Origin of the sequence: Borreliella sinica, from assembly GCF_033969665.2 — a bacterium.
GTDB classification, from domain to species: Bacteria; Spirochaetota; Spirochaetia; order Borreliales; family Borreliaceae; genus Borreliella; species Borreliella sinica.
The window spans coordinates 1-18,191 of the sequence record NZ_CP179547.1; the positions used below are offsets into that span (position 1 = coordinate 1).

Annotated in this window: 19 protein-coding genes and 3 pseudogenes; 7 read left to right on the forward strand and 15 right to left on the reverse strand. The window is 30.0% G+C overall.

What is annotated here, in order from left to right:
* Positions 1–307 precede the first annotated feature (307 nt).
* Complete coding sequence (gene eppA, locus QIA41_RS04855; protein ID WP_418909359.1) at positions 308–802, forward strand: exported protein A EppA; 495 nt, start codon at positions 308–310, stop codon at positions 800–802.
* Positions 803–950: 148 nt separating this feature from the next.
* Positions 951–1,370 carry an exported protein A EppA gene (gene eppA, locus QIA41_RS04860; protein WP_418909376.1) on the forward strand — a complete coding sequence of 140 codons (420 nt, stop codon included), beginning with the start codon at positions 951–953 and terminating at the stop codon, positions 1,368–1,370.
* A 345-nt stretch (positions 1,371–1,715) separates the two neighbouring features.
* On the opposite strand, the gene QIA41_RS04865 is transcribed toward eppA (QIA41_RS04860), so the two are convergent.
* The 12 genes and pseudogenes from QIA41_RS04865 to QIA41_RS04920 all read right to left on the reverse strand — a co-directional run bounded on the left by QIA41_RS04865 (position 1,716) and on the right by QIA41_RS04920 (position 12,075).
* Positions 1,716–2,624 (reverse strand): virulence associated lipoprotein, encoded by a 909-nt coding sequence (locus QIA41_RS04865; RefSeq protein ID WP_418909360.1) that lies wholly within the window; start codon positions 2,622–2,624, stop codon positions 1,716–1,718.
* Between the two features lie 366 nt (positions 2,625–2,990).
* Positions 2,991–3,254, reverse strand: a pseudogene (locus tag QIA41_RS04870) (hypothetical protein); the annotation flags it as partial.
* Between the two features lie 214 nt (positions 3,255–3,468).
* A complete protein-coding gene (locus QIA41_RS04875) occupies positions 3,469–4,095 on the reverse strand; it encodes a chromosome replication/partitioning protein (RefSeq protein ID WP_418909361.1) in 627 nt (208 codons plus the stop codon).
* Positions 4,096–4,181: 86 nt separating this feature from the next.
* Complete coding sequence (locus QIA41_RS04880; protein ID WP_418909362.1) at positions 4,182–4,937, reverse strand: ParA family protein; 756 nt, start codon at positions 4,935–4,937, stop codon at positions 4,182–4,184.
* A complete protein-coding gene (locus tag QIA41_RS04885; RefSeq protein ID WP_418909363.1) occupies positions 4,913–5,476 on the reverse strand; it encodes a DUF226 domain-containing protein in 564 nt (187 codons plus the stop codon). The genes QIA41_RS04880 and QIA41_RS04885 overlap by 25 nt, the downstream gene beginning before the upstream one ends.
* A gap of 1 nt (position 5,477) precedes the next feature.
* Positions 5,478–6,386: a plasmid maintenance protein gene (locus tag QIA41_RS04890; RefSeq protein ID WP_418909364.1), complete on the reverse strand. Its 909-nt coding sequence runs from the start codon at positions 6,384–6,386 to the stop codon at positions 5,478–5,480.
* 344 nt (positions 6,387–6,730) lie between these two features.
* A pseudogene (locus QIA41_RS04895) lies at positions 6,731–9,259 on the reverse strand (tape measure protein); the annotation flags it as partial.
* Positions 9,248–10,237, reverse strand: a pseudogene (locus QIA41_RS04900) (right-handed parallel beta-helix repeat-containing protein); the annotation flags it as partial. The pseudogenes QIA41_RS04900 and QIA41_RS04895, both read right to left, overlap by 12 nt.
* On the reverse strand, positions 10,200–10,586 hold the full coding sequence (locus QIA41_RS04905) for a BBA14 family lipoprotein (protein ID WP_418909365.1): 387 nt from the start codon (positions 10,584–10,586) through the stop codon (positions 10,200–10,202). The pseudogene QIA41_RS04900 and the gene QIA41_RS04905, both read right to left, overlap by 38 nt.
* A 2-nt stretch (positions 10,587–10,588) precedes the next feature.
* Positions 10,589–10,960, reverse strand: coding sequence for a hypothetical protein (locus QIA41_RS04910; RefSeq protein WP_418909366.1), 372 nt, complete (start codon positions 10,958–10,960; stop codon positions 10,589–10,591).
* 97 nt (positions 10,961–11,057) lie between these two features.
* Complete coding sequence (locus tag QIA41_RS04915) at positions 11,058–11,654, reverse strand: DUF261 family protein (protein WP_418909367.1); 597 nt, start codon at positions 11,652–11,654, stop codon at positions 11,058–11,060.
* Positions 11,647–12,075 carry a hypothetical protein gene (locus tag QIA41_RS04920; RefSeq protein WP_418909368.1) on the reverse strand — a complete coding sequence of 143 codons (429 nt, stop codon included), beginning with the start codon at positions 12,073–12,075 and terminating at the stop codon, positions 11,647–11,649. The genes QIA41_RS04915 and QIA41_RS04920 overlap by 8 nt, the downstream gene beginning before the upstream one ends.
* A 364-nt stretch (positions 12,076–12,439) precedes the next feature.
* Between QIA41_RS04920 and QIA41_RS04925 the strand changes: the two genes are divergently transcribed.
* The 5 genes from QIA41_RS04925 (at position 12,440) to bdr (ending at position 15,744) form a co-directional block, all read left to right on the forward strand.
* Complete coding sequence (locus tag QIA41_RS04925) at positions 12,440–12,775, forward strand: plasmid maintenance protein (protein ID WP_418909369.1); 336 nt, start codon at positions 12,440–12,442, stop codon at positions 12,773–12,775.
* A 49-nt stretch (positions 12,776–12,824) separates the two neighbouring features.
* Complete coding sequence (locus tag QIA41_RS04930) at positions 12,825–13,742, forward strand: plasmid maintenance protein (RefSeq protein ID WP_418909377.1); 918 nt, start codon at positions 12,825–12,827, stop codon at positions 13,740–13,742.
* 172 nt (positions 13,743–13,914) lie between these two features.
* Positions 13,915–14,289 carry a hypothetical protein gene (locus QIA41_RS04935; RefSeq protein ID WP_418909370.1) on the forward strand — a complete coding sequence of 125 codons (375 nt, stop codon included), beginning with the start codon at positions 13,915–13,917 and terminating at the stop codon, positions 14,287–14,289.
* Positions 14,290–14,476: 187 nt separating this feature from the next.
* Complete coding sequence (locus QIA41_RS04940; protein ID WP_418909371.1) at positions 14,477–14,995, forward strand: DUF226 domain-containing protein; 519 nt, start codon at positions 14,477–14,479, stop codon at positions 14,993–14,995.
* 56 nt (positions 14,996–15,051) lie between these two features.
* The gene (gene bdr / locus QIA41_RS04945) at positions 15,052–15,744 is read left to right on the forward strand and encodes a Bdr family repetitive protein (RefSeq protein WP_418909372.1); all 693 of its coding nucleotides are present in this window, start codon (positions 15,052–15,054) and stop codon (positions 15,742–15,744) included.
* A 55-nt stretch (positions 15,745–15,799) separates the two neighbouring features.
* Here the strand turns inward: bdr and QIA41_RS04950 are convergent, their stop codons facing one another.
* From QIA41_RS04950 to QIA41_RS04960, 3 genes are all read right to left on the reverse strand, one after another.
* Complete coding sequence (locus QIA41_RS04950; RefSeq protein ID WP_418909373.1) at positions 15,800–16,573, reverse strand: CRASP family complement regulator-acquiring lipoprotein; 774 nt, start codon at positions 16,571–16,573, stop codon at positions 15,800–15,802.
* A gap of 422 nt (positions 16,574–16,995) precedes the next feature.
* Positions 16,996–17,202, reverse strand: a complete 207-nt coding sequence (locus QIA41_RS04955; protein ID WP_418909374.1) for a hypothetical protein — start codon at positions 17,200–17,202, stop codon at positions 16,996–16,998.
* A gap of 27 nt (positions 17,203–17,229) precedes the next feature.
* Positions 17,230–17,994 carry a hypothetical protein gene (locus QIA41_RS04960; protein ID WP_418909375.1) on the reverse strand — a complete coding sequence of 255 codons (765 nt, stop codon included), beginning with the start codon at positions 17,992–17,994 and terminating at the stop codon, positions 17,230–17,232.
* Positions 17,995–18,191: the final 197 nt, after the last annotated feature.

Here is an 18,191-nt window from a genome sequence, read left to right on the forward strand (position 1 = left end):
ATATTATTATTATTTAGTATAAAGTATGAGACAACCTGTCTATTAATAATAAGCTTATTTGAAAAGGTCGTCTCTCCAAAGCTATCTCTTCAATTGCTGAAGGATCGCAAATTATTGAAAAAGAATACTAATTATTGTATGATATTTTTTCCAAAAAGAAAACTATATTGAAAAATCTCATTTTCCCCAAAAAAACTCCAGAAATTGCATTAATATTATAATATTAAAACTTTAATTATTAGGAGGAATATTAATATGAAAAAAATATTCACATTAATATTAATTTTCAATTTGCTATCCAATTTATATGCCAACATGGATAGAGAAAAAGAAAAAATGGGCAAGAAGCAATTACGCAGAAGCTGAAAAATATCTTTCAAAAGAAGAAATTATTTTAATTAAAAACAAATTAGACAAATACAATTTTCAAGACGAGTACGAAAAAAGCGTATTTTTTTTATTTACCCCAACAATTAAAGTTAGTTTATCGGAAATCGAAATTAAAGAAAAAGGTGTTTTTTTAGATGCTGTTGATGTCATGGGATACCTTATAAAAAATAAATTAATAGATTCCAAATATCTAAAATTAGAGTCATATGACCCAATTTTCAAACTTATAAAGGGGGATCCGGATCAAATTTTTGATTATTTGATACAACTAGATTCAGATAAAATTGATTATGCTGAGAAATATGGAAACAAAGCTAGAGAGAAGTTTGACGAAAATTACTTTGATAAAAGCAAAATAAATACGGTAAAAAAAACATTAAAACAAATTATAGCTGACTTACCTAAAGATTAAGTAGTAAATTCTAAAGCTAAGGAATAGATATGATAAAAATAAGTTTATTTTTATTTTTATTTTTATTATTTAATTTGGATGCTACCATGGACAAGCATCAAAAAAAAGTATAGAAAAGAATTATGCAAAAGCTAAAAAAGCCTTTTCTATAGAAGACTTTAATTTAATTGACAAAAGATTAGATAAATACGATTTCAAAAGTGAGGAGAATAAAAGCATCCTTTTTGCATTTGCCCCACAAATTAGGGGATGTTTAAGAAAAATTGGGACTAAAGAAAAAGATGTATTTTTAGATGCTCTTGATGTTATAGGCTACCTTTTTAAATATAACTGTATATATTATGTAAATACAATTTCTAATTATAAGCTCAATTATATAATTGAGCTTATAAATGGCAAACCGTTTGGTATTTTTAATAGGCTTGATAAGATCAATTCTGGAAAATATGGAGACAAAGCTAAAGAGAAGTTCCAAGAATCCTATTCTGAAGACAACGTAAATACAGTTAAACAAATATTAAAACAAATTTTAAACGACTTCCTTGCTTCAAAATCGGGATGTAAATAATAACTTGCTAGTGAACTGTTATTTCTATAATCTTTGATTTAGAAATAGTAGTTCACTTCCCTTCAATATATTATATTTTAACTCACGTTGCAAATTCATCTTCACCTAAATTTCATAGAAATTATAGGTGGAGAATTCTTTGTTATTTTTTGTTAAAACAAATTTTAAACGACTTCCTTGCTTCAAAATCGGGATGTAAATAATAACTTGCTAGTGAACTGCTATTTCTATAATCTTTGATTTAGAAATAGCAGTTCACCCCCCTTCAATATATTATATTTTAACTCACGTTGCAAATTCATCTCCACCCATGATTTCTATGAAATTTAGGTGGAGATGAATTTGTTAAAAACTTCTGCTTGATAATATGTCTTGTTGTAGATTTTCTGCTTCTACAGCTTTTTCTTTCATTTGATCGTAAAATGTATCTAAATAAGATACAAGCTTAGTAACATCTTTTTTTATAAGATTTTTATCAGCTTGATAATCTAATAAAATTTGTCTTGACGTTTCTGAAACAAATTTTATTGTAGATAATATTGTGTCAAATGATTGTTTGAGTTTCTCTAAATCTGAAATATCTAGTTTATCTAAAGCATCTTTTTTGGGGTATAAGTGATCAGTCACGTTGTCAAAAATATGCCCAATATCGCTAAAGATAGCGTAATATTTCACTGACGCTTTTGATACATCTAAAATATATGCAAATTCCTTTAATTTGTCATCATCAATAAGACTTAAAAGAGTATAAATACGTCTTCTATATCTTATAGATCTCTCGGTATTGCTGGCTACAGATTCACTTGATGTCCAAACGAGGTCTTTAAAGCCCGATATTCCGTATTGGTCCACAGGCTCTTTTTCCATTTTTTTTATATACTTTTCTTTATGTGCATTCGCTGATTCTATTGAATTGATTAAATTATTAAGCAATGTTTTTTTATTTTGTTCTCGTTCTGCCTGTTCTTTTTCTGCCTGTTCTTTTTCTGCCTGTTCTTTTTCTGCCTGTTCTTTTTCTGCTTTTTCTTTTTCTGCTTTTTCTTTTTCTGCTTTTTCTTTTTCTGCTTTTTCTTTTTCTGCTTTTTCTTTTTCTGCTTTTTCTTTTTCTGCTTTTTCTTTTTCTGCTTGTTGATTGGAAGCCATTTCTGTGTTGGATTTTGAATTCTTATCATTAAATGGATTAGTTTTAAAATCTGGGGTGCAAGCATTTAAAAATAAAAAAATAAATATATTTAAAATTGTATAATACTTCACAAACATTCTCCTTAAGCATATAGCACGCTCTTTAGTATAACTTAATATTTAAATTGATTCAATATATATATAATGTTTAATTAAATTTAATATTATATATATATTTTCATTTCCACCCATGATTTCTATGAAATTTAGGTGGAGAATTATTTGTAATTTTTTGTCAAAGTCGGATAATTTTTACAATCTAGTAAACACAAAAAAAGCCCCCAACGGGCAAATCTCTTACTGCTGACTCCAGAAAGAAACTAATCTTTCAATCTAACTTAGTGAACTACTATTTCTAAATCAAGGATTATAGAAATAGTAGTTCACATCAATCCATGCGCTACAAAGAGCTAAACTATCAACTTCCTTTAGAAATATAAAAAATATTCTTAAAATAAAAATAATAGATTCTTCAAAAACGCTAGCTAAAATAGACCTAGAAATCTCTTTGCCCTTTGCTTTGAATTCTTTTTCATATATATTTTTTGCAATTCTAAATACTATGGAGTCGTCGGGCCTCTCATATAGAATATTTCTTAGGGTTTTTTGGATTTTCTCTTCTTCTTTGGCTAGAGCATCCTTTGCTAATTTTTGGGCTAATGCTGCTAAAGAATTATTTTTTACAAAATTTTTAGTTTTCATAGTAGCATTTTACATTTTTGTGTTTACCTAGTAAACTACTATTTCTAAATCTTTGACCGTAAAAATAGTAGATCACGACGGTCGGATAACAACACTTGCCCATAGTGACTTCTTTAGTAGCTACAAAATTAATCACTATGGGCAAGCTTTTTTTGCTGAAAATAAGGATGCGAAAATTATCATCCTCAATAGGAGGATAATATATTATTCAATTTTAATCAAGGGGATGGTAATTTTTATTTTTACATTTTTTGCGGTTTTCATACTCAATAATAAGATCTGACAAGATGTTTTTTTTCTCCTTAATAATTTTTTCTAAAAAAAAATTTATTCTTTTGGTATCTTTTTTACAAAAATCATAAACTTCTTTGTCTTTGATTAGGATTCTGATAGGTATATTTTGACTATTATCATCTTTTTCTATATCTTCTTTAGATGCATGAATCGGTTTGTTTTTTCGTATATCTTTATATGTAGCCTCTATGCCCATTTTTTTAACTTTTTCTATGGAAATAACCCCTTCTAATACTTTTTCGTAAATTTTCAAATATGTGTACGCTTGGCTTTTAGCAATCACATAGGATTTTAAAAATTGCTCAAAACTAGAAAAATTATCGTATTTATACAGACCTTTTTGCTTAATTTCATATAAAATTTTCATCCTTTGAATTTTATTATTAACATCAGACACTAAATTAAATTTTAACTGTTCTTTTAGTTCATTGTAATTTATTAGTTCTCTATCTTTACTATTATCTGAGCTTAATTCTTCATCTGATAGGATTTCACCTCGTTCATATAAAGTTATCTCTTTTTCTTTTTCTTTTGATTTATTTCCCATTTTTATATCCTTTTTTTATTTGTGTCAAAAACTGTCGTCCAGTCTCCGGACGATTATTTTCTAAACCCACCATATTCAAATGTTAGCTACACAGAAAAAATATTTTTCAAAGCACTTTTTGTTTCTTCATAATATGTCTCTTTTATGGCGGGCTCCTCTCGCTTGGTTATGAAAATCTTTATTCCATTTGAATAGTGAATTTTGCCTTTGACATATTCTTTATATTTTTTATGAAGCAAGCTTTCTAATTCTTTTATTATATTTCTGTTTTTTATGAATTGGTTTTCGACAATGGAAATATTGTATACTTTATTTCTGAATTTCGATATTTTATTTATTGAGTTGATTAACATAGTAAAGCTTTCTAACGACCATAATTCTATTTGAACTGGAATTACAATATAATTTGCCGCATTCAACGCATTCTTCAAAAGATACCCTGAATTAGGAGAAGTATCTATTATAATATAATCAAAATTGCACTGTTGCATATTTTCATTTAAGTAGTATTCCAAAACAATTTCCTTAAAATCTACGATTTCTGCATTGAAGTTTTCTAAAACAGGATGAGAAGGAATTATAGATATATAGTCGTTAATTTTATTAACACACTCATTAAAATTGATATTTCCTTTTAAAATGTTATAAACATTATATTTTTCAATGTTATTAACATGTCTATGAAAATAGGAGGTTAAAGAGTTTTGTGGGTCTAAGTCAATTAGTAGTACTTTTTTGCCCGATTCTTTTAGAACATGTGAGAAAAGTATAGAAAGTGTACTTTTGCCAACTCCGCCTTTAATTGATGCCATTGTTATTATAACTGGTTTTTTAATATCCATTTTTTCAAAATTCCTCCATTTGGTAATTTTTTATTGTAAAATTTATATACTTTGCTTTCCATTTTTTCTAAATGATTTAGCGTAAACTGATAGTACTCTGTGGTTTCTTTTTCTTTTTTCCTCAACAAAGTTCTTAAAGACAATATGTAAGACTTAATAGATCCTTTTTTGAATTTAAATTCTATATGATATAGTTTTTGTATCATATAACTTTTATTATCTCTTTCTTTGAGAATAAAAGGTTTTTTAAGTTTATCCCAGCCATATTTTATTCCTAAAAATTTGTCATCTTTTTTTAATGAGAAAAGATTAAGAGAATAATATTTTTTTTCATTGTCTTTTATTGATTGAAATACAATTCTTAATTTTTGTGCTTTTTTTGAAACTTTGTATCTAACTAGGTGCTTAAATATTTTTGTATAATATACTTTTTTGCTGTCTATTTCTTCTATTTTGCTAAAAGCATCTTTTTTGATTGAAATGTCGCCAATCTTTATTGAATCTTTTTTTTGTTTCAGCTTTTCAAGTAATCTACTCAAATTATAGTCCTTTTTTCAAAATGTTAGCTAAAATATTGTTGGCTATTATGCCAGCATGTCCTGAAAAACTAGTTGTTTTATTTTTTATCCATTTAGTAGTGTAATCATCTTTAAATTCTCCTGCAAGAATGTAGAAATCCGTTTTATAAGGTGCAGCTCTTCTCATAAAATGAATTTTATCTTTATAAAGATTTAGTTTCGATAGGAAAAATTCTTTAATATCTTCAACCGCATAATCATATTTTAGATAATTTTTAAAATCTTTATAGTTTAGTAAGGTGTTTTTTAGTGTTGCAATTGGATTTTTGGTACAAGAAGCTATTGATTTAATTCTTTTAAAGAAAAGGTTTTCTATAGAATTCTTATTATATATATTTATATACTCTTTATTATATACAGTGGTATTTTCAGTGATATTTTGAGATTCAAAACCTCCTTTTTCTTTCTTTAAAACATCTTTTTCTTCCTTTACTTTCTTAATTAAGTCTGCTTTAGTGTTATTAGAATATGCATTAATCAATTTATGTGCAATAGGTGACACTTTATATATGCAAAGTTTTCCTTTAAATTCTCCAAAGTTATTTGAAAATGTTAATATTCTTTTTTCTAATGCTTTTAGCTTAACTAAAAATCTTAAATCCAGTCTTAGAGTATTAATTGTGGTTTCTTTTTTATTTTCTTTGCATATATTCGAGTTTAGTACACGAAGTATATCTCCTTGATGATGAACTCGAAGTTCTTTTGCTTTTTCGGAAGTAAAGTGTTCTTTGTTAATTGGGGTATTGTATTTTTTTTCAAACTCTTTATTTAAGTAAATAATAACCGAAATTATTTTTTTCAGTCTGCAAATTTTGCTAAGTAATTTATTCTTATTAGGGTTATGTTTATGGTTGGATTTTACAATTTTCATTTTTTGATCTCCTTATTTCCAGCGTTTATTAATAATCTATTATACTCATAAAATGGAATTAATTGCAACTTACAAAGGAGTATAGTTCCAAAAATAATAGAAGAAAAAGACCATTGACTTATGCTAATAGTCTTTTTCAAGGCGTCTGAAGTTCAATAATGGAAATAGGTAAAAATAGTATTTCGATTGTATTAGTAAAGCACAAGAAAAAAGCCATTAGCAAAAGCTAACGGCCTTTTTCAAGGTGTTGAAAGCTCAGCAATAAATTGCGAACTATCAACATCAACAATTATACACTAATAATTGTAAAATACAAAGTAATTTGAAAATTTTTTTACATTTTTTCATTCTGCCATTCTGAAGCCCATCAAATGTTCTTTTGATTTTAGCATTCTAACTAGTTTCTCAGCATCAAGCACATCGCCATTGAAGTTGTAATTGAAATTTTGAACAATTGTTCTATTCTCGCTTTTTTGCAATTTGGCAATTTCTTCTGCAATGATTTTAGCTTCAAGTTTGCGTAGATTTTCATCTATTGGTGCGGGAGTGATTCTTACTAATTCGGGTTGGCCGAACTCACTAGACATTACACCTGAGTTTGGCATATATGTTGGCTTGTTTGAAACAAATCGCGCACCGCCACGAGCAAGTTTTATTTCTTCGACGGAGCCGGCTGATTTTACTGTTGCAATTCTTTTTAGTATTTCATTCTAAAATTTTCTGCGTCTTTTTCAGATCAGACTCCTGAGCCATATAGTAATCCTTAGTCTTTACCTTGTCGACTTCGGCCTGTGCTTTGATTCTTTCGGACTCTAGGTTGGAAAGTTTCTTTTTGCGCTCCAATTCTATTTTCTTACTCTCTTCAGCTTTAGTAAGTTTGGTAGTTTCTATATCTTTTTTTGTTTTGTATTCCGTTTGTACGTCGTGTAATCTTTTTTGAAATTCTTCACCAGATATTTGTCCTTTACTTTGAGCTTGTTTGAGAAATTCTATTTCTTTGGAGTATTCATCATCTAATTCACTCAATTTTTCTTTTCTCATTGCAATTTCTGCATCAAATTTCTCTTCAAGCTTATTTAGTTCAATTTCGCTTCGTTTTTCAAGTTCTTCTAAATCTTTGTCTCGTTGTTCTTCAATTTTTTTGATTCTAGCCTTTTCCGCACCCTTGAACCAGCCCCAGAGGAACTCTCCTATTTGTATGGCAATTTCTGCAAGAGCTTCACCCATGGGTCCACCAAGGGCTGCTGCACCAGCTTTCAGCGCATTTTTACCAAAATCAACTACACCTTTCATTGCGCTGTCTGCAGCATAATCAATGCCTTCAGCGCCGGCTTTTTCTCCCACTTCCTGATTCAAAATTTTGCCTGTAAATTCCGTAAATTTGTCTAGACTTTCTAACAGCTTGTCATATAAAATTTTTGCAGTATTCTTAGCTTTCTCAGCTATTTGTTTAAATGCGTTTTGGTTGGTTTCACTTAGTTTATCGAATTTGGCTTTGTGATCATCTACGAATTTCTTGCACATTGCTTGAATTTGGGACGCCATCTTTTCTTCAGCACTTTTTCTTTCTTTTGCTGGGAGTAGTATTGTTTCCCACTCTAAGGCTAGTATTTTTTTTGCAAATCTTTTTGAGCCTCGACAAAAGATCGATCCAAGGCAGCTTTTTCAAATTCGTTAACTTGCTTTTCAAGTGCGGTTACAATTTTCCTGTTAGACTCGTTTAGAGTTGTGAAACTTTTTCCATATTTTACTACGAACTCTTTGTTTTTTGCATTGATTTCATCATTCAGTTTTTGTAAATCGCTTTCTTGATCCGCATGGGGTAGTGATAGTAATATTTTTCTTTCACGACTTTCTTTTTCTTTTAGTAATTCTTGGTACTCATTCACAAAGTCATAATTGGAATTATTGAATTCGTTTACTGATTTTTCAACCCCAACTAAAATTTTCTTGTTTTCATCCGATAACTCAGTAAAATTTTTAGAGTATGTGTTTAGAAATTCTTGATTTTTTGTTTTGATTGTTTTTTTAAGATCCTTTAAGGCTTTTTCTCGCTCCACTCCAACTTTATCATAAATTTTTCTTTGGGCTACAAATATGTCGTCTTGCAATTTCTTGTAGTCTTGCTCCATCTGTTTGTTGTAATCAGTTTTTGTGTTTGGATCAACTTTTTTGTCTCTTTCGGGTTCGGGACTGGGAGTGTCTTTTCCCTTTTCAGATTTTTTCCAAAAAGTAACAAAATTTTTCAATTTTTCGTATGCTTTGCCGACCATGTCAATCAATTTTTGAAACCATTTGATGATCGGTTCGAATGCACTTTTGAAACGCTCTGGTAATACACTAGAAACATATTTTGCAAGTTCTTTTAGCTTGTTGAATACGTACTTGATTCCCTCAAACAATTTGACAAAGGGTGTGGAGATTGCCTTGAACCACATTTTTACACCTTCCAACCACTTGCCGGAAAGATATACCACAAGTTCACCCAATTTGGTGGTTAAGTATATTGTAGCTGTAGTCACTTTTGTCAAAGGAACCATGATTGCTTTGAGAAGAAACTGTTTTATTTTTTCAAAGCCAATCATTATTGGCTCTAAAGCTTTCCCAATATCTAAGAAAAGCTTTTCACTCATTTTAGCAGTTTGTTGTTGAGCTTGAGCTAAAGTTTTTGCTTCTTTAGCGGTGTTCCCGTAAAATTTGCCACCTTCACTAGTAGCTTTAGAAAGAGCCTTACTTAGAGCTTCGAATCCTATTTGTCCTTCACTCGCAGCCCTGTATAATGCCTCTCCAGCTAAACCAGCTTCTTCTGCTAAAATGTCTGTAATATCAACTCCAGCGTCACGAAGTGCATACAAATCTTCTAAATTGATTGGGGCTGAATATAGTGGGCGTTTTTTGGATATTGCTTCTTCTTTGCTTTGGAATTTGCCTTCTCTCCAAATAACTTTAGTTGAATCGTAACTACTGGAGCTACTTTTCGACATAACATAACTTTCAGCATCCACAGTACAAATTTCAATTTCTTTCGTAATAACTTCACTTTTCCAAATTGGAAGAATTTTCAGTTTGCCGATTGAAGAGAAAGTATATGCATAACCGAATTCATACAACAAGGCTTGCAAAATAGTTTCTACATCTTCTCCGCAATCAATGATCACGGCGGGGACTTTGTCAAGTATTGCTTCGCTAGCATCATCATCAATAAGGTCTTTTAGTTTAGTTTTCTCTATTATTAGATGGACAAGCGAAAGTTCTTTTGCCAAAGGATTGTATACAAAAAGCCAGTCTGGTACAAAATTGATTGGGAATTGAACTGGATTTTCGAATGCAATCTTTAGCAGGCTTGAATAATCGTTAACCGTAAACGATACACTTTTGGTGCTATTGAAGAGATCTCTGCTGAAAAATTTTTCTAAAATTCCTCTAAAAACGGGTTTACCATTATCATTTACCTTTACAAAGATGTCTTCGTTTCTAAAAAATAAGAAATTCAAAAACTCTTCTGAGAGTCCACTTACACTGAAACTGAACTTGCTTGCTGCTGTTTTCAAGCTTGGGGGTCGACTATTTTTTTTTCTAATACAATGCTTGTAGTGTCAACAAAAGGAGTAAGTTCAAAAATTTGACCCTCATCCGTGTAGAATACAATATCGAGCCCCAAAGAAGTACAATTTTCTGATGTATCGTCTTTTGGGCTTGAGATTTCTTCAATTTCATTGTTTTTTACAATTTCTAAGCTTGAATTAATAGGCTCTGAAATTGTATCATCAATTTGTTTACTTGAATTGTCTTGTTCTTGCAATTTAGTAAACCTTACCTTCTGCTGTACTTTTTGTAGCAAGCGAATACAATAGGTTCAGTTTTTTCTATGTATCGCTTATAATATGCAATTCTATTTTTTAGCATATTAGTGTCATCGGGTTCATTTTCATTTTCAACTACAGGCTCAAAATTTTCAAACACAGGAAACTTGTCATTAGGATAGTGTTTGTTTGCGTAGGCTTTTACAGTCAAAAGCCAAACATTTAGCGATGTTGCGTATCTAAAAAGTTCTGCCTCATCAAGAATTAGGTTTGAAATATCTTCGATATTTGTTAGTGCTGGTTTTTTGGGAAGCGATGGTATTGATTCACAAGAAAGTAGTAGTAAGAGTACCAAAAAAATACCTATGAAATTAATTTTTATTTTTATTTTTTCCATTGTTAATCCTCCTGTACTTGATTTTGTAAATCTTTTAGCATTTTTCTTGTAATTTCGTCTCGAAGCTTGATGAGTTTTCTGTATTCGCAAAAGCTACCTCCAGAATTTCTGTAAGCTTCACAAGCTTGTATTGAAAGTTCAATAGTGTCTTTCAGGCGTTTGTCAATTTGCTCAACAGCAGCCCTGTCTTCATTGTTTTTCTCAATTTTGTCCTTGATGAAAAGGACCAACCTCAAGAGAGAGCTTGTAAACGCCATACCTTCGTTTACAATGTCTAATTTTTCTCTACCAAAAGAGTTTTCAAGTCCCTTTAGAAGGTTATTTTTGACGTCCACTGCGTCTAGTAATTCATGTAAATTTTTGATTGCGTTCATTACGCTACCTCCAAATTATTTCTAAATTTTGCACTGTAAAATTCCAGCCTACGCTTTACGCGCTCTATAATAGCTTTGTTTTGAATTTTAAATACTCTTAAAGATTCCAGGTGTCCGTTGTGGAAACGGTTTTGGAATTACCAAGTGAGTCCCAAATTACGGTTTTCTGGTCGTTTGCTACAATTACAAAATGATACAAACTAGAGTTTGTGTCTTTGTACTTTGCGATCAAAATATCCGATTCTGATGGAACATAAGAGATCGGATAATGTTTTTCGTCAAAGTAAATATCCTCATCAATACCTAAGTTTGTAAATATTGCGTTTGGAGAATTTACAAACGCATTATCACCTCTTAGGCAGCCTTTACTTACAAGTCCCTTGAAAAGTAAATCAATCTCAAAACAATCGAAACATTTTTCGACACTGTTTTTGATTTCTTTTACGACAAACCCAATGAACAAAATGCAAAGGAAATAGCACCCAAATTTAGAGATAATTTCATTTTGTTCTTTGAATTTCATTTGCAAGGGCACTGCAATTCGGTGAATTTCAACTTCTTTTACATTTTCTTTGAAAGAATTTTTGAAACACTCGGCACTTTCGAGCAATTCTGATTTGTACTTTTTTAGAAAATAGTCTTTTAGCAGTTTGTAGAAAAAATTATAAATCCACAAAAACATTTTGTTATTCATTGAGTTTCTCCAATTTCATTTTTCTAAAATTTTTTTCTATTTCTTCTCTTAACAGTTCTTGTATTTTGATACGTTCTTTTGCAAAAATGTTTCTAACTTCTAGAACTAAATTTTCTTTGTTTACCAAGTTTACAAAATCTGTAGTTCTTTGTAAGTCTTCTTTGATTGAGTTTTTCATCTCCTCAAATTCGGCTTTTAGCCTTGCATTATAGTAATTTTCGAATTCTTCGAAAACTTCAGCCTTGACAACTTTGTAGTAATTTTCAAATTCTTTGAAAACTTCAGCCTTGACTTTAGCTGCTTGAGCTTTAATGTCTGCTAAAATCCCCTTGAAAGCATATGTACCAATTCCAGAAATAGATACTAGTAGCATTGCTATTATGCTGCCTACAATATTTACTTTTTTTTTGAACTTTACCATAAGTCCTCTTTTTTTAATTTTTTTAAAAAACAAAGCCATATTTTACTTTTTTTGAAAAAATAAAATATGGCCTAGCTAGACCGGTTTCATAACCCGTCTACCCAATATGACAAAGCATATTGGGTAATTCAAAAGTGTATAACGTTTTTGCTAAAAATCAAAAAATTTAAAAAATTTGTTGATAAAAAATATTGGTTTGTTGTATACTATTTTTCGTGGAGAGGTTTAATGCAAATTACCCTAGCCCCAAAATTTTGAATAGTAAAGGACAAAAGTAAAAGTCTAATTGCAATATGCAACTAGACTTAGCCTTTGACCACCAGCGTTTTCGCTAGTGTATAAAGGTTTATAATTTTAATATCTTATGAATATTCTAATAGAAAAAGCTAGACCGGGTAAATATATTGTTCACGATTTGCTTGTCAAATTAGTGTCATACAATGCCGTCAAGACTTGCAAAGACACTGTAAAAGTGTCTTACGTTGAGTCTTTAATCCGAAAAATGCGCTCAGGCCAATATAATAGGCTTTTGAAAGTATATTGGGCGATTAGTGCAAAAAATCAAGATTATCGCAAAACTTTTGGAGTTGCTCGTTATTCAGCGTGTGACATTTACAAAATGGTCGCGAAACTTCTTGAAAAAGATGGCAAAAGAGTTGCTAGTATTCGCACTGTACAGAGGGACTTGAAACTTCTTTAATTCGATTGGGCTGATTCAAACTAAGCTTAGAAAATTCGGAAAAGACAAAATTGGGCACGGAAGTGTTGCTCATTATATTCAAAACATGGAGCTTGCAGCTTACCATAAAGAAATAATTTGGGAACATCTAGTTGGACTACTTGAGGAAAGACTTGCCAACAAGAAAATAGTAGGTGATTTTGACGAGGACATCAAAAACGCCGTGTTTAAAACTAGAAATTCTTATAATTTTTCTAAAAATAATTTTTTACAAAAAAAATGCAGTTCATATACACCTTCTAATAATACATTTCCTAGTAAACTTTCTGACAATTCTTCAGAAAGTTTTGTTGATTCACGCGACATTGCTTCTGTAAATGTAAACACTACAAGTCGTGTCAATACAATGTCGCCTCACTCGCCGTCGCCTGTATTTAATAAAGCTAATATAAGTAATATTAAGTATAAGAATTCAAAGAATTCTAATATTAATTCAAAAATTCTAAAAAACAATAAACCTTTAGAAAAAAAAGATATTGAGGATAGGTTGAAAAAAAGTGGAATTGAAAATAATTTTCTGTATAAGATAAAGGATCTTAGCAATAATGAGTCAACTTACTTGAATGCGCTCAATAATTTGGAAACAGCTTTAGATGAGCATAAGGACAACAAATTGAAATATGTACTTGAGCACTTTTTGGAGCAGTTCTCTAATTATCGGTACAAAGTTTGGATGATGATGAAGCGTAATGATGGAGTCATTAGCGATTATGAGCTTATTTGGGGAGAAAGGTTTAGAGATTTCGTTAAGAAAAAGGTTGGACTTAGTGATTATGTGAAAAAAGTTCTTGAAATGGAAGCTAGAGAAAGAGAAAATCGTAGTAGAGAGCGGATGGAGGGGGGATTAATTGTCAAGTTCATTCGAATAAGCAAGAACCGTCAAATTGTCAATTACGAGAATCAAATAATCATGAGCAAGATAGTGTAAATATGGGCGCGCCGCCGGACAAAAGTCACTCAAGTGTGCATAGCGGTAACATTTTTGGGAAAAGTAACATTGTTGAGGACTCTTTAGGTTTCAAGTCAATCAAGGGAATTTCACTTGAGGGTCTTGGAATCAGTAAAAAAGCAATTTGAGCCAATAGGCTTTAGGAGGTAAAATGAAAATAAGAATTAAACATTTAGCAAGAAAAATGTACCTAAGACGGGACAAAATTTGGCATGTTTACAAAAGCACCGAAGTACAGAACAAAGCTAAGGACAAAAGCATTACTAATTTTCCTAATTTGAAACCAGAAGATTTAGACTATGAGTACGTGTATAAGTTCTTGGATGAGTGGATCCAGAAAAAATATAACGACAAATTGGGGTTTACCATTGAAAAGGTGGATGGCCTTGAATACATTCTAAAGGCAAAAAGATATGCTAGTCTTAAGAAAATATTAGCCAGAATTTTCAAAGACTATAAGGATCTATTCATTGGTAATTTGAAAAAGAATCCTGGTGGTGTTCCTGGTGGTACAGGTAGGGGGTGAGGGAGTGGGTAGTAAAACGCTTAGAAAGGAGTAATTTATCAAATTTAGAGTATTAAGAAGGATCGTAAAAAAAACAAACCCTAGAGAAAAGATTGATGTTCCTGATAGAAAGCAAGTAGCTTTTGAGAACCACTCTTTTTTCAAAAAGGACATTATTGGCGATAAAACCATATACCATACAAGATTGATGAATATTCTGAAAGGTTTCAAGGCTCGCAAAGATAAGCTTTCGGTATATTTCATTAATTCTTTCAATAAGGAGAAAAAGTGGATTAATTTGTTTCCAGTAAAAGATGGAGATGCATTTTTGGGAATGTTTTACGGATTCAAAAAGGTCAAATTTGATAAATTTTACAGCGATTATGTTTCTGTTTGTAAATTTTCTAAAAAAAAATTCAAAACTTTCAATAAAGCTTATTACATCGAATTTAGGTTTGCGAAGGGTAGTATATTTTTCTATATTCATACCATAGCTTATTTGGTTGGAGAGCGCGATATTAGATTTACTAGAAAATTGTATAAGCGGATACTGGATTTGGAAAAAGAAGTATTTAAGTTTTACTCTAAAGATTTGGATTCCTCGGGAATTATAACCAAGTGGATTGCTAGAATTAAGCAGAAAGAGGCGGAAAGATTAGATCAAATTGGCAATCTTATTAATCCGCCTCCTCGTCGCCGAGTCCGAAAAGAATTTAGGAGATTTTGAAAATACGATGTTATTTGGCTGTAATTTATGTTATACTGAGTAGTAGGCGAGTGATTATGGAATTAGTTTCAACAACAAATATTACTGAAGAGCAAATATACAAAGAGTTTCTTCGATTAGGCATGGAGCATTTAATAGCACAAGATTTATCGAAGAGATATTTTCACAATAACCTTACATATAGAGATTTAGAAAATTTAGAAAAGCAATTTGGTTTAAAGTTTGAAAATCTTATTACTGAGCTCTCTTTTGTAGAGAAGAATTTAGATACCAAAATAGATAATGTAGAGAAGAATTTACAAAAGGATATAGCTAATTTAGATACCAAAATAGATAGTGTAGAGAAGAATTTAGATACCAAAATAGATAATGTAGAGAAGAATTTAGATACCAAAATAGATAATGTAGAGAAGAATTTACAAAAGGATATAGCTAATTTAGATACTAAAATAGATAGTGTAGAGAAGAATTTACAAAAGGATATAGCTAATTTAGATACCAAAATAGATAATGTAGAGAAGAATTTACAAAAGGATATAGCTAGTTTGGCACAAAATCTTGATGAAAAACTAAAAATTAATAATCAATTTTTATTAGAAAAAATGGAAATTAATAATCAATTATTATCCAAAAATCTTGACTTAGGCAATAGAGTAATAACCATTGTGTCAATTATATTAGTTCCTATTGCTATAGCTATTATCGGGCCTTTCATTATTTCGATAATTGAGGGATTTTTAACAAGATAATAACAAAGAATTCTCCACCTATAATTTCTATGAAATTTGGGTGGAGATGAATTTGTTAAAAACTTTTGCTTAATAATATGTCTTCTTCTAGCTTTTTTGCTTCTACAACTTTTTCTCTCATTTGATCGTAAAATGTATCTAAATAAGATTCAAGCTTAGTAACATCTTTTTTTATAAGATTTTTATCAGCTTGATAATCTAATAAAATTTGTCTTGACGTTTCTGAGACAAATTTTATTGTAGATAATATTGTGTCAAATGATTGTTTAAGTTTCTCTAAATCTGAAATATCTAGTTTATCTAAAGCATCTTTTTTTGGGTATAAGTGATCAGTCACGTTGTCAAAAATATACCCAAGATCGCTAAAGATAGCATAATATTTCACTGACGCTTTTGATACATCTAAAATATATGCAAATTCCTTTAATTTGTCATCATCAATAAGACTTAAAAAAGTATAAATACGTCTTCTATATCTTATAGATCTCTCGGTATTACTGGCTACAGATTCACTTGATGTCCAAAGGAGGTCTTTAAAGGCCGATATTCCGTATTGGTCTGCAGGCTCTTCTTCCATTTTTTTTATATACTTTTCTTTATGTGCATTCGCTGATTCTATTGAATTGATTAAATTATTAAGCAATGTTTTTTTATTTTGTTCTCTTTCTGCTCTTTCTCTTTCTGCTCTTTCTTTTTCTGCTTGTTGATTGGAAGCCATTTCTGTGTTGGATTTTGAATTCTTATCATTAAATGGATTAGTTTTAAAATCTGGGGTGCAAGCATTTAAAAATAAAAAAATAAATATATTACAAATTGTATGATACTTCACAAACATTCTCCTTAAGCATAGTATACCCTTAGTATAGCCTAATATTTAATTAGATTCAATCTATATATAATATTTAATTAAATTAAATATTATATATAGATTTTCATTTCCACCCATGATTTCTATGAAATTTAGGTGGAGTATTCTTTGTTATTACTCGATAAATTGTTCAAAACTGGAAAAACCCATCATATTTGTAAAGCTTTTTTTGCTGAAAATAAGGATGTGAATATTATCATCCCCAACAAAATAATATATTATTATTTAATTTTTGTAAAAAAATTGCGCTAAAATTAGCTTATCAAAACATATTTATTGAGAGAGGGTTTTTGCCCTTATTCCCATTTTAAACGCTCTATTTCAAGTCCCCCGGGGGACAAATACCAAAAAAATGTTGTGAACTGCTATTTCTAAATCAAAGATTATAGAAATAGCAGTTCACTGAAAATCGGTTCTAATGATTTTGGTGTATCTTGAGCTATTTCGAATTTTTGAATTAGTTCGTTGTATCCTTTCAAAATTGTTTCTGGAGGATATTGACTAAATTGTTTGTTTGTTAGGCCTATTGTAAACGTAAGTGCTTCTAATTTGATTAATAGTTTTTGTAGTTGGCTTAGTTGACTTTCCATAATCGCACTAAAAATTTTTCACCTCAATTAATTAAGAAAAAATATTTTAGATATAATTCGTTTTTGCAATTTATTGGTATTTTTGTAGATTCCTAAATTTTTTAGGTTCGCATTAATATATCGTTTTAGAGTATGTAAATTTTTATAAGGTTCCTTTTCGGTAAAGAAATTTGAAATCAAATTTATAATAGTAAGTTTAATTCCGGTAGCGCTGTTTAGGTAATGATTTAGATTGCTCCGGTTCAGCTTTAAAGATGAGTATGATTTAATGTACTTAAGTTTTTGATACAGATTTAATATACAAGGTGTTTTAACTAAGAAAAAGTTTTGTGAATTAGAGTTGTATTTGATTTCATTTAGTGTTGCTTTTGACTTTGCAATCAAAGAGTAAACAATTTTTAATTGTTTAGTGGTAATTCCAAAACCAAATATATTGTTTGCCACATAATTAATTCTACGTGCATCAATAGATGGTAGTCTATCTTTGTCTAGATTTTCAATACATCTGGAAATTGTATTAGAGCAAATTAGAGGATATGTTTGAATTTGTAAACCGTTGTCCAATGTATAAGAAAGTATATCAGATTTGAAATTATAAGGAGTTTTGATATTTTGATTTTTTAGATGAGTTAATGAAATTCCAGAAGCCATAATAATTCCAAGTAATTGGTGAGTAGTGCTAGTAGAATTGATAAGATGTTCACTAATCATAATGAATTCATCCGGATTTATTTTGTAAAAACTTTTCTGTTTATCAGATTTGCCTTTAAAAAATAAGTTGAATAAAAACATATAAACATTATATACTTTTATGTGAAAAAAACAAAAAGTTAAAGTTTTATTTTAATGGTTTAAAGTTTTATTCTTTTGAGAAATTGGATTTATAGTTTTATTTTTTATAGTTAAAGTTTTGTTGCTTGGGGGGTAAGGTCTTACCTTTTTAGGTTAATCTTTGGAGTTAGAATATCTATACTAATTAAAAATTATAT

Excerpts from the sequence above, each read along its gene's own strand:
- QIA41_RS04910 (WP_418909366.1), bottom strand. The coding sequence starts at position 10,960 with ATGAACGCAATCAAAAATTTACATGAATTACTAGACGCAGTGGACGTC.
- QIA41_RS04940 (WP_418909371.1), top strand. The coding sequence starts at position 14,477 with ATGAATATTCTGAAAGGTTTCAAGGCTCGCAAAGATAAGCTTTCGGTA.
- bdr (WP_418909372.1), top strand. The coding sequence starts at position 15,052 with ATGGAATTAGTTTCAACAACAAATATTACTGAAGAGCAAATATACAAA.
- QIA41_RS04960 (WP_418909375.1), bottom strand. The coding sequence starts at position 17,994 with ATGTTTTTATTCAACTTATTTTTTAAAGGCAAATCTGATAAACAGAAA.
- QIA41_RS04875 (WP_418909361.1), bottom strand. The coding sequence starts at position 4,095 with ATGGGAAATAAATCAAAAGAAAAAGAAAAAGAGATAACTTTATATGAA.
- QIA41_RS04925 (WP_418909369.1), top strand. The coding sequence starts at position 12,440 with ATGAATATTCTAATAGAAAAAGCTAGACCGGGTAAATATATTGTTCAC.
- eppA (WP_418909359.1), top strand. The coding sequence starts at position 308 with ATGCCAACATGGATAGAGAAAAAGAAAAAATGGGCAAGAAGCAATTAC.
- QIA41_RS04905 (WP_418909365.1), bottom strand. The coding sequence starts at position 10,586 with ATGGAAAAAATAAAAATAAAAATTAATTTCATAGGTATTTTTTTGGTA.
- QIA41_RS04955 (WP_418909374.1), bottom strand. The coding sequence starts at position 17,202 with ATGGAAAGTCAACTAAGCCAACTACAAAAACTATTAATCAAATTAGAA.
- QIA41_RS04935 (WP_418909370.1), top strand. The coding sequence starts at position 13,915 with ATGAAAATAAGAATTAAACATTTAGCAAGAAAAATGTACCTAAGACGG.
- QIA41_RS04915 (WP_418909367.1), bottom strand. The coding sequence starts at position 11,654 with ATGAATAACAAAATGTTTTTGTGGATTTATAATTTTTTCTACAAACTG.
- QIA41_RS04920 (WP_418909368.1), bottom strand. The coding sequence starts at position 12,075 with ATGGTAAAGTTCAAAAAAAAAGTAAATATTGTAGGCAGCATAATAGCA.
- QIA41_RS04890 (WP_418909364.1), bottom strand. The coding sequence starts at position 6,386 with ATGAAAATTGTAAAATCCAACCATAAACATAACCCTAATAAGAATAAA.
- QIA41_RS04880 (WP_418909362.1), bottom strand. The coding sequence starts at position 4,937 with ATGGATATTAAAAAACCAGTTATAATAACAATGGCATCAATTAAAGGC.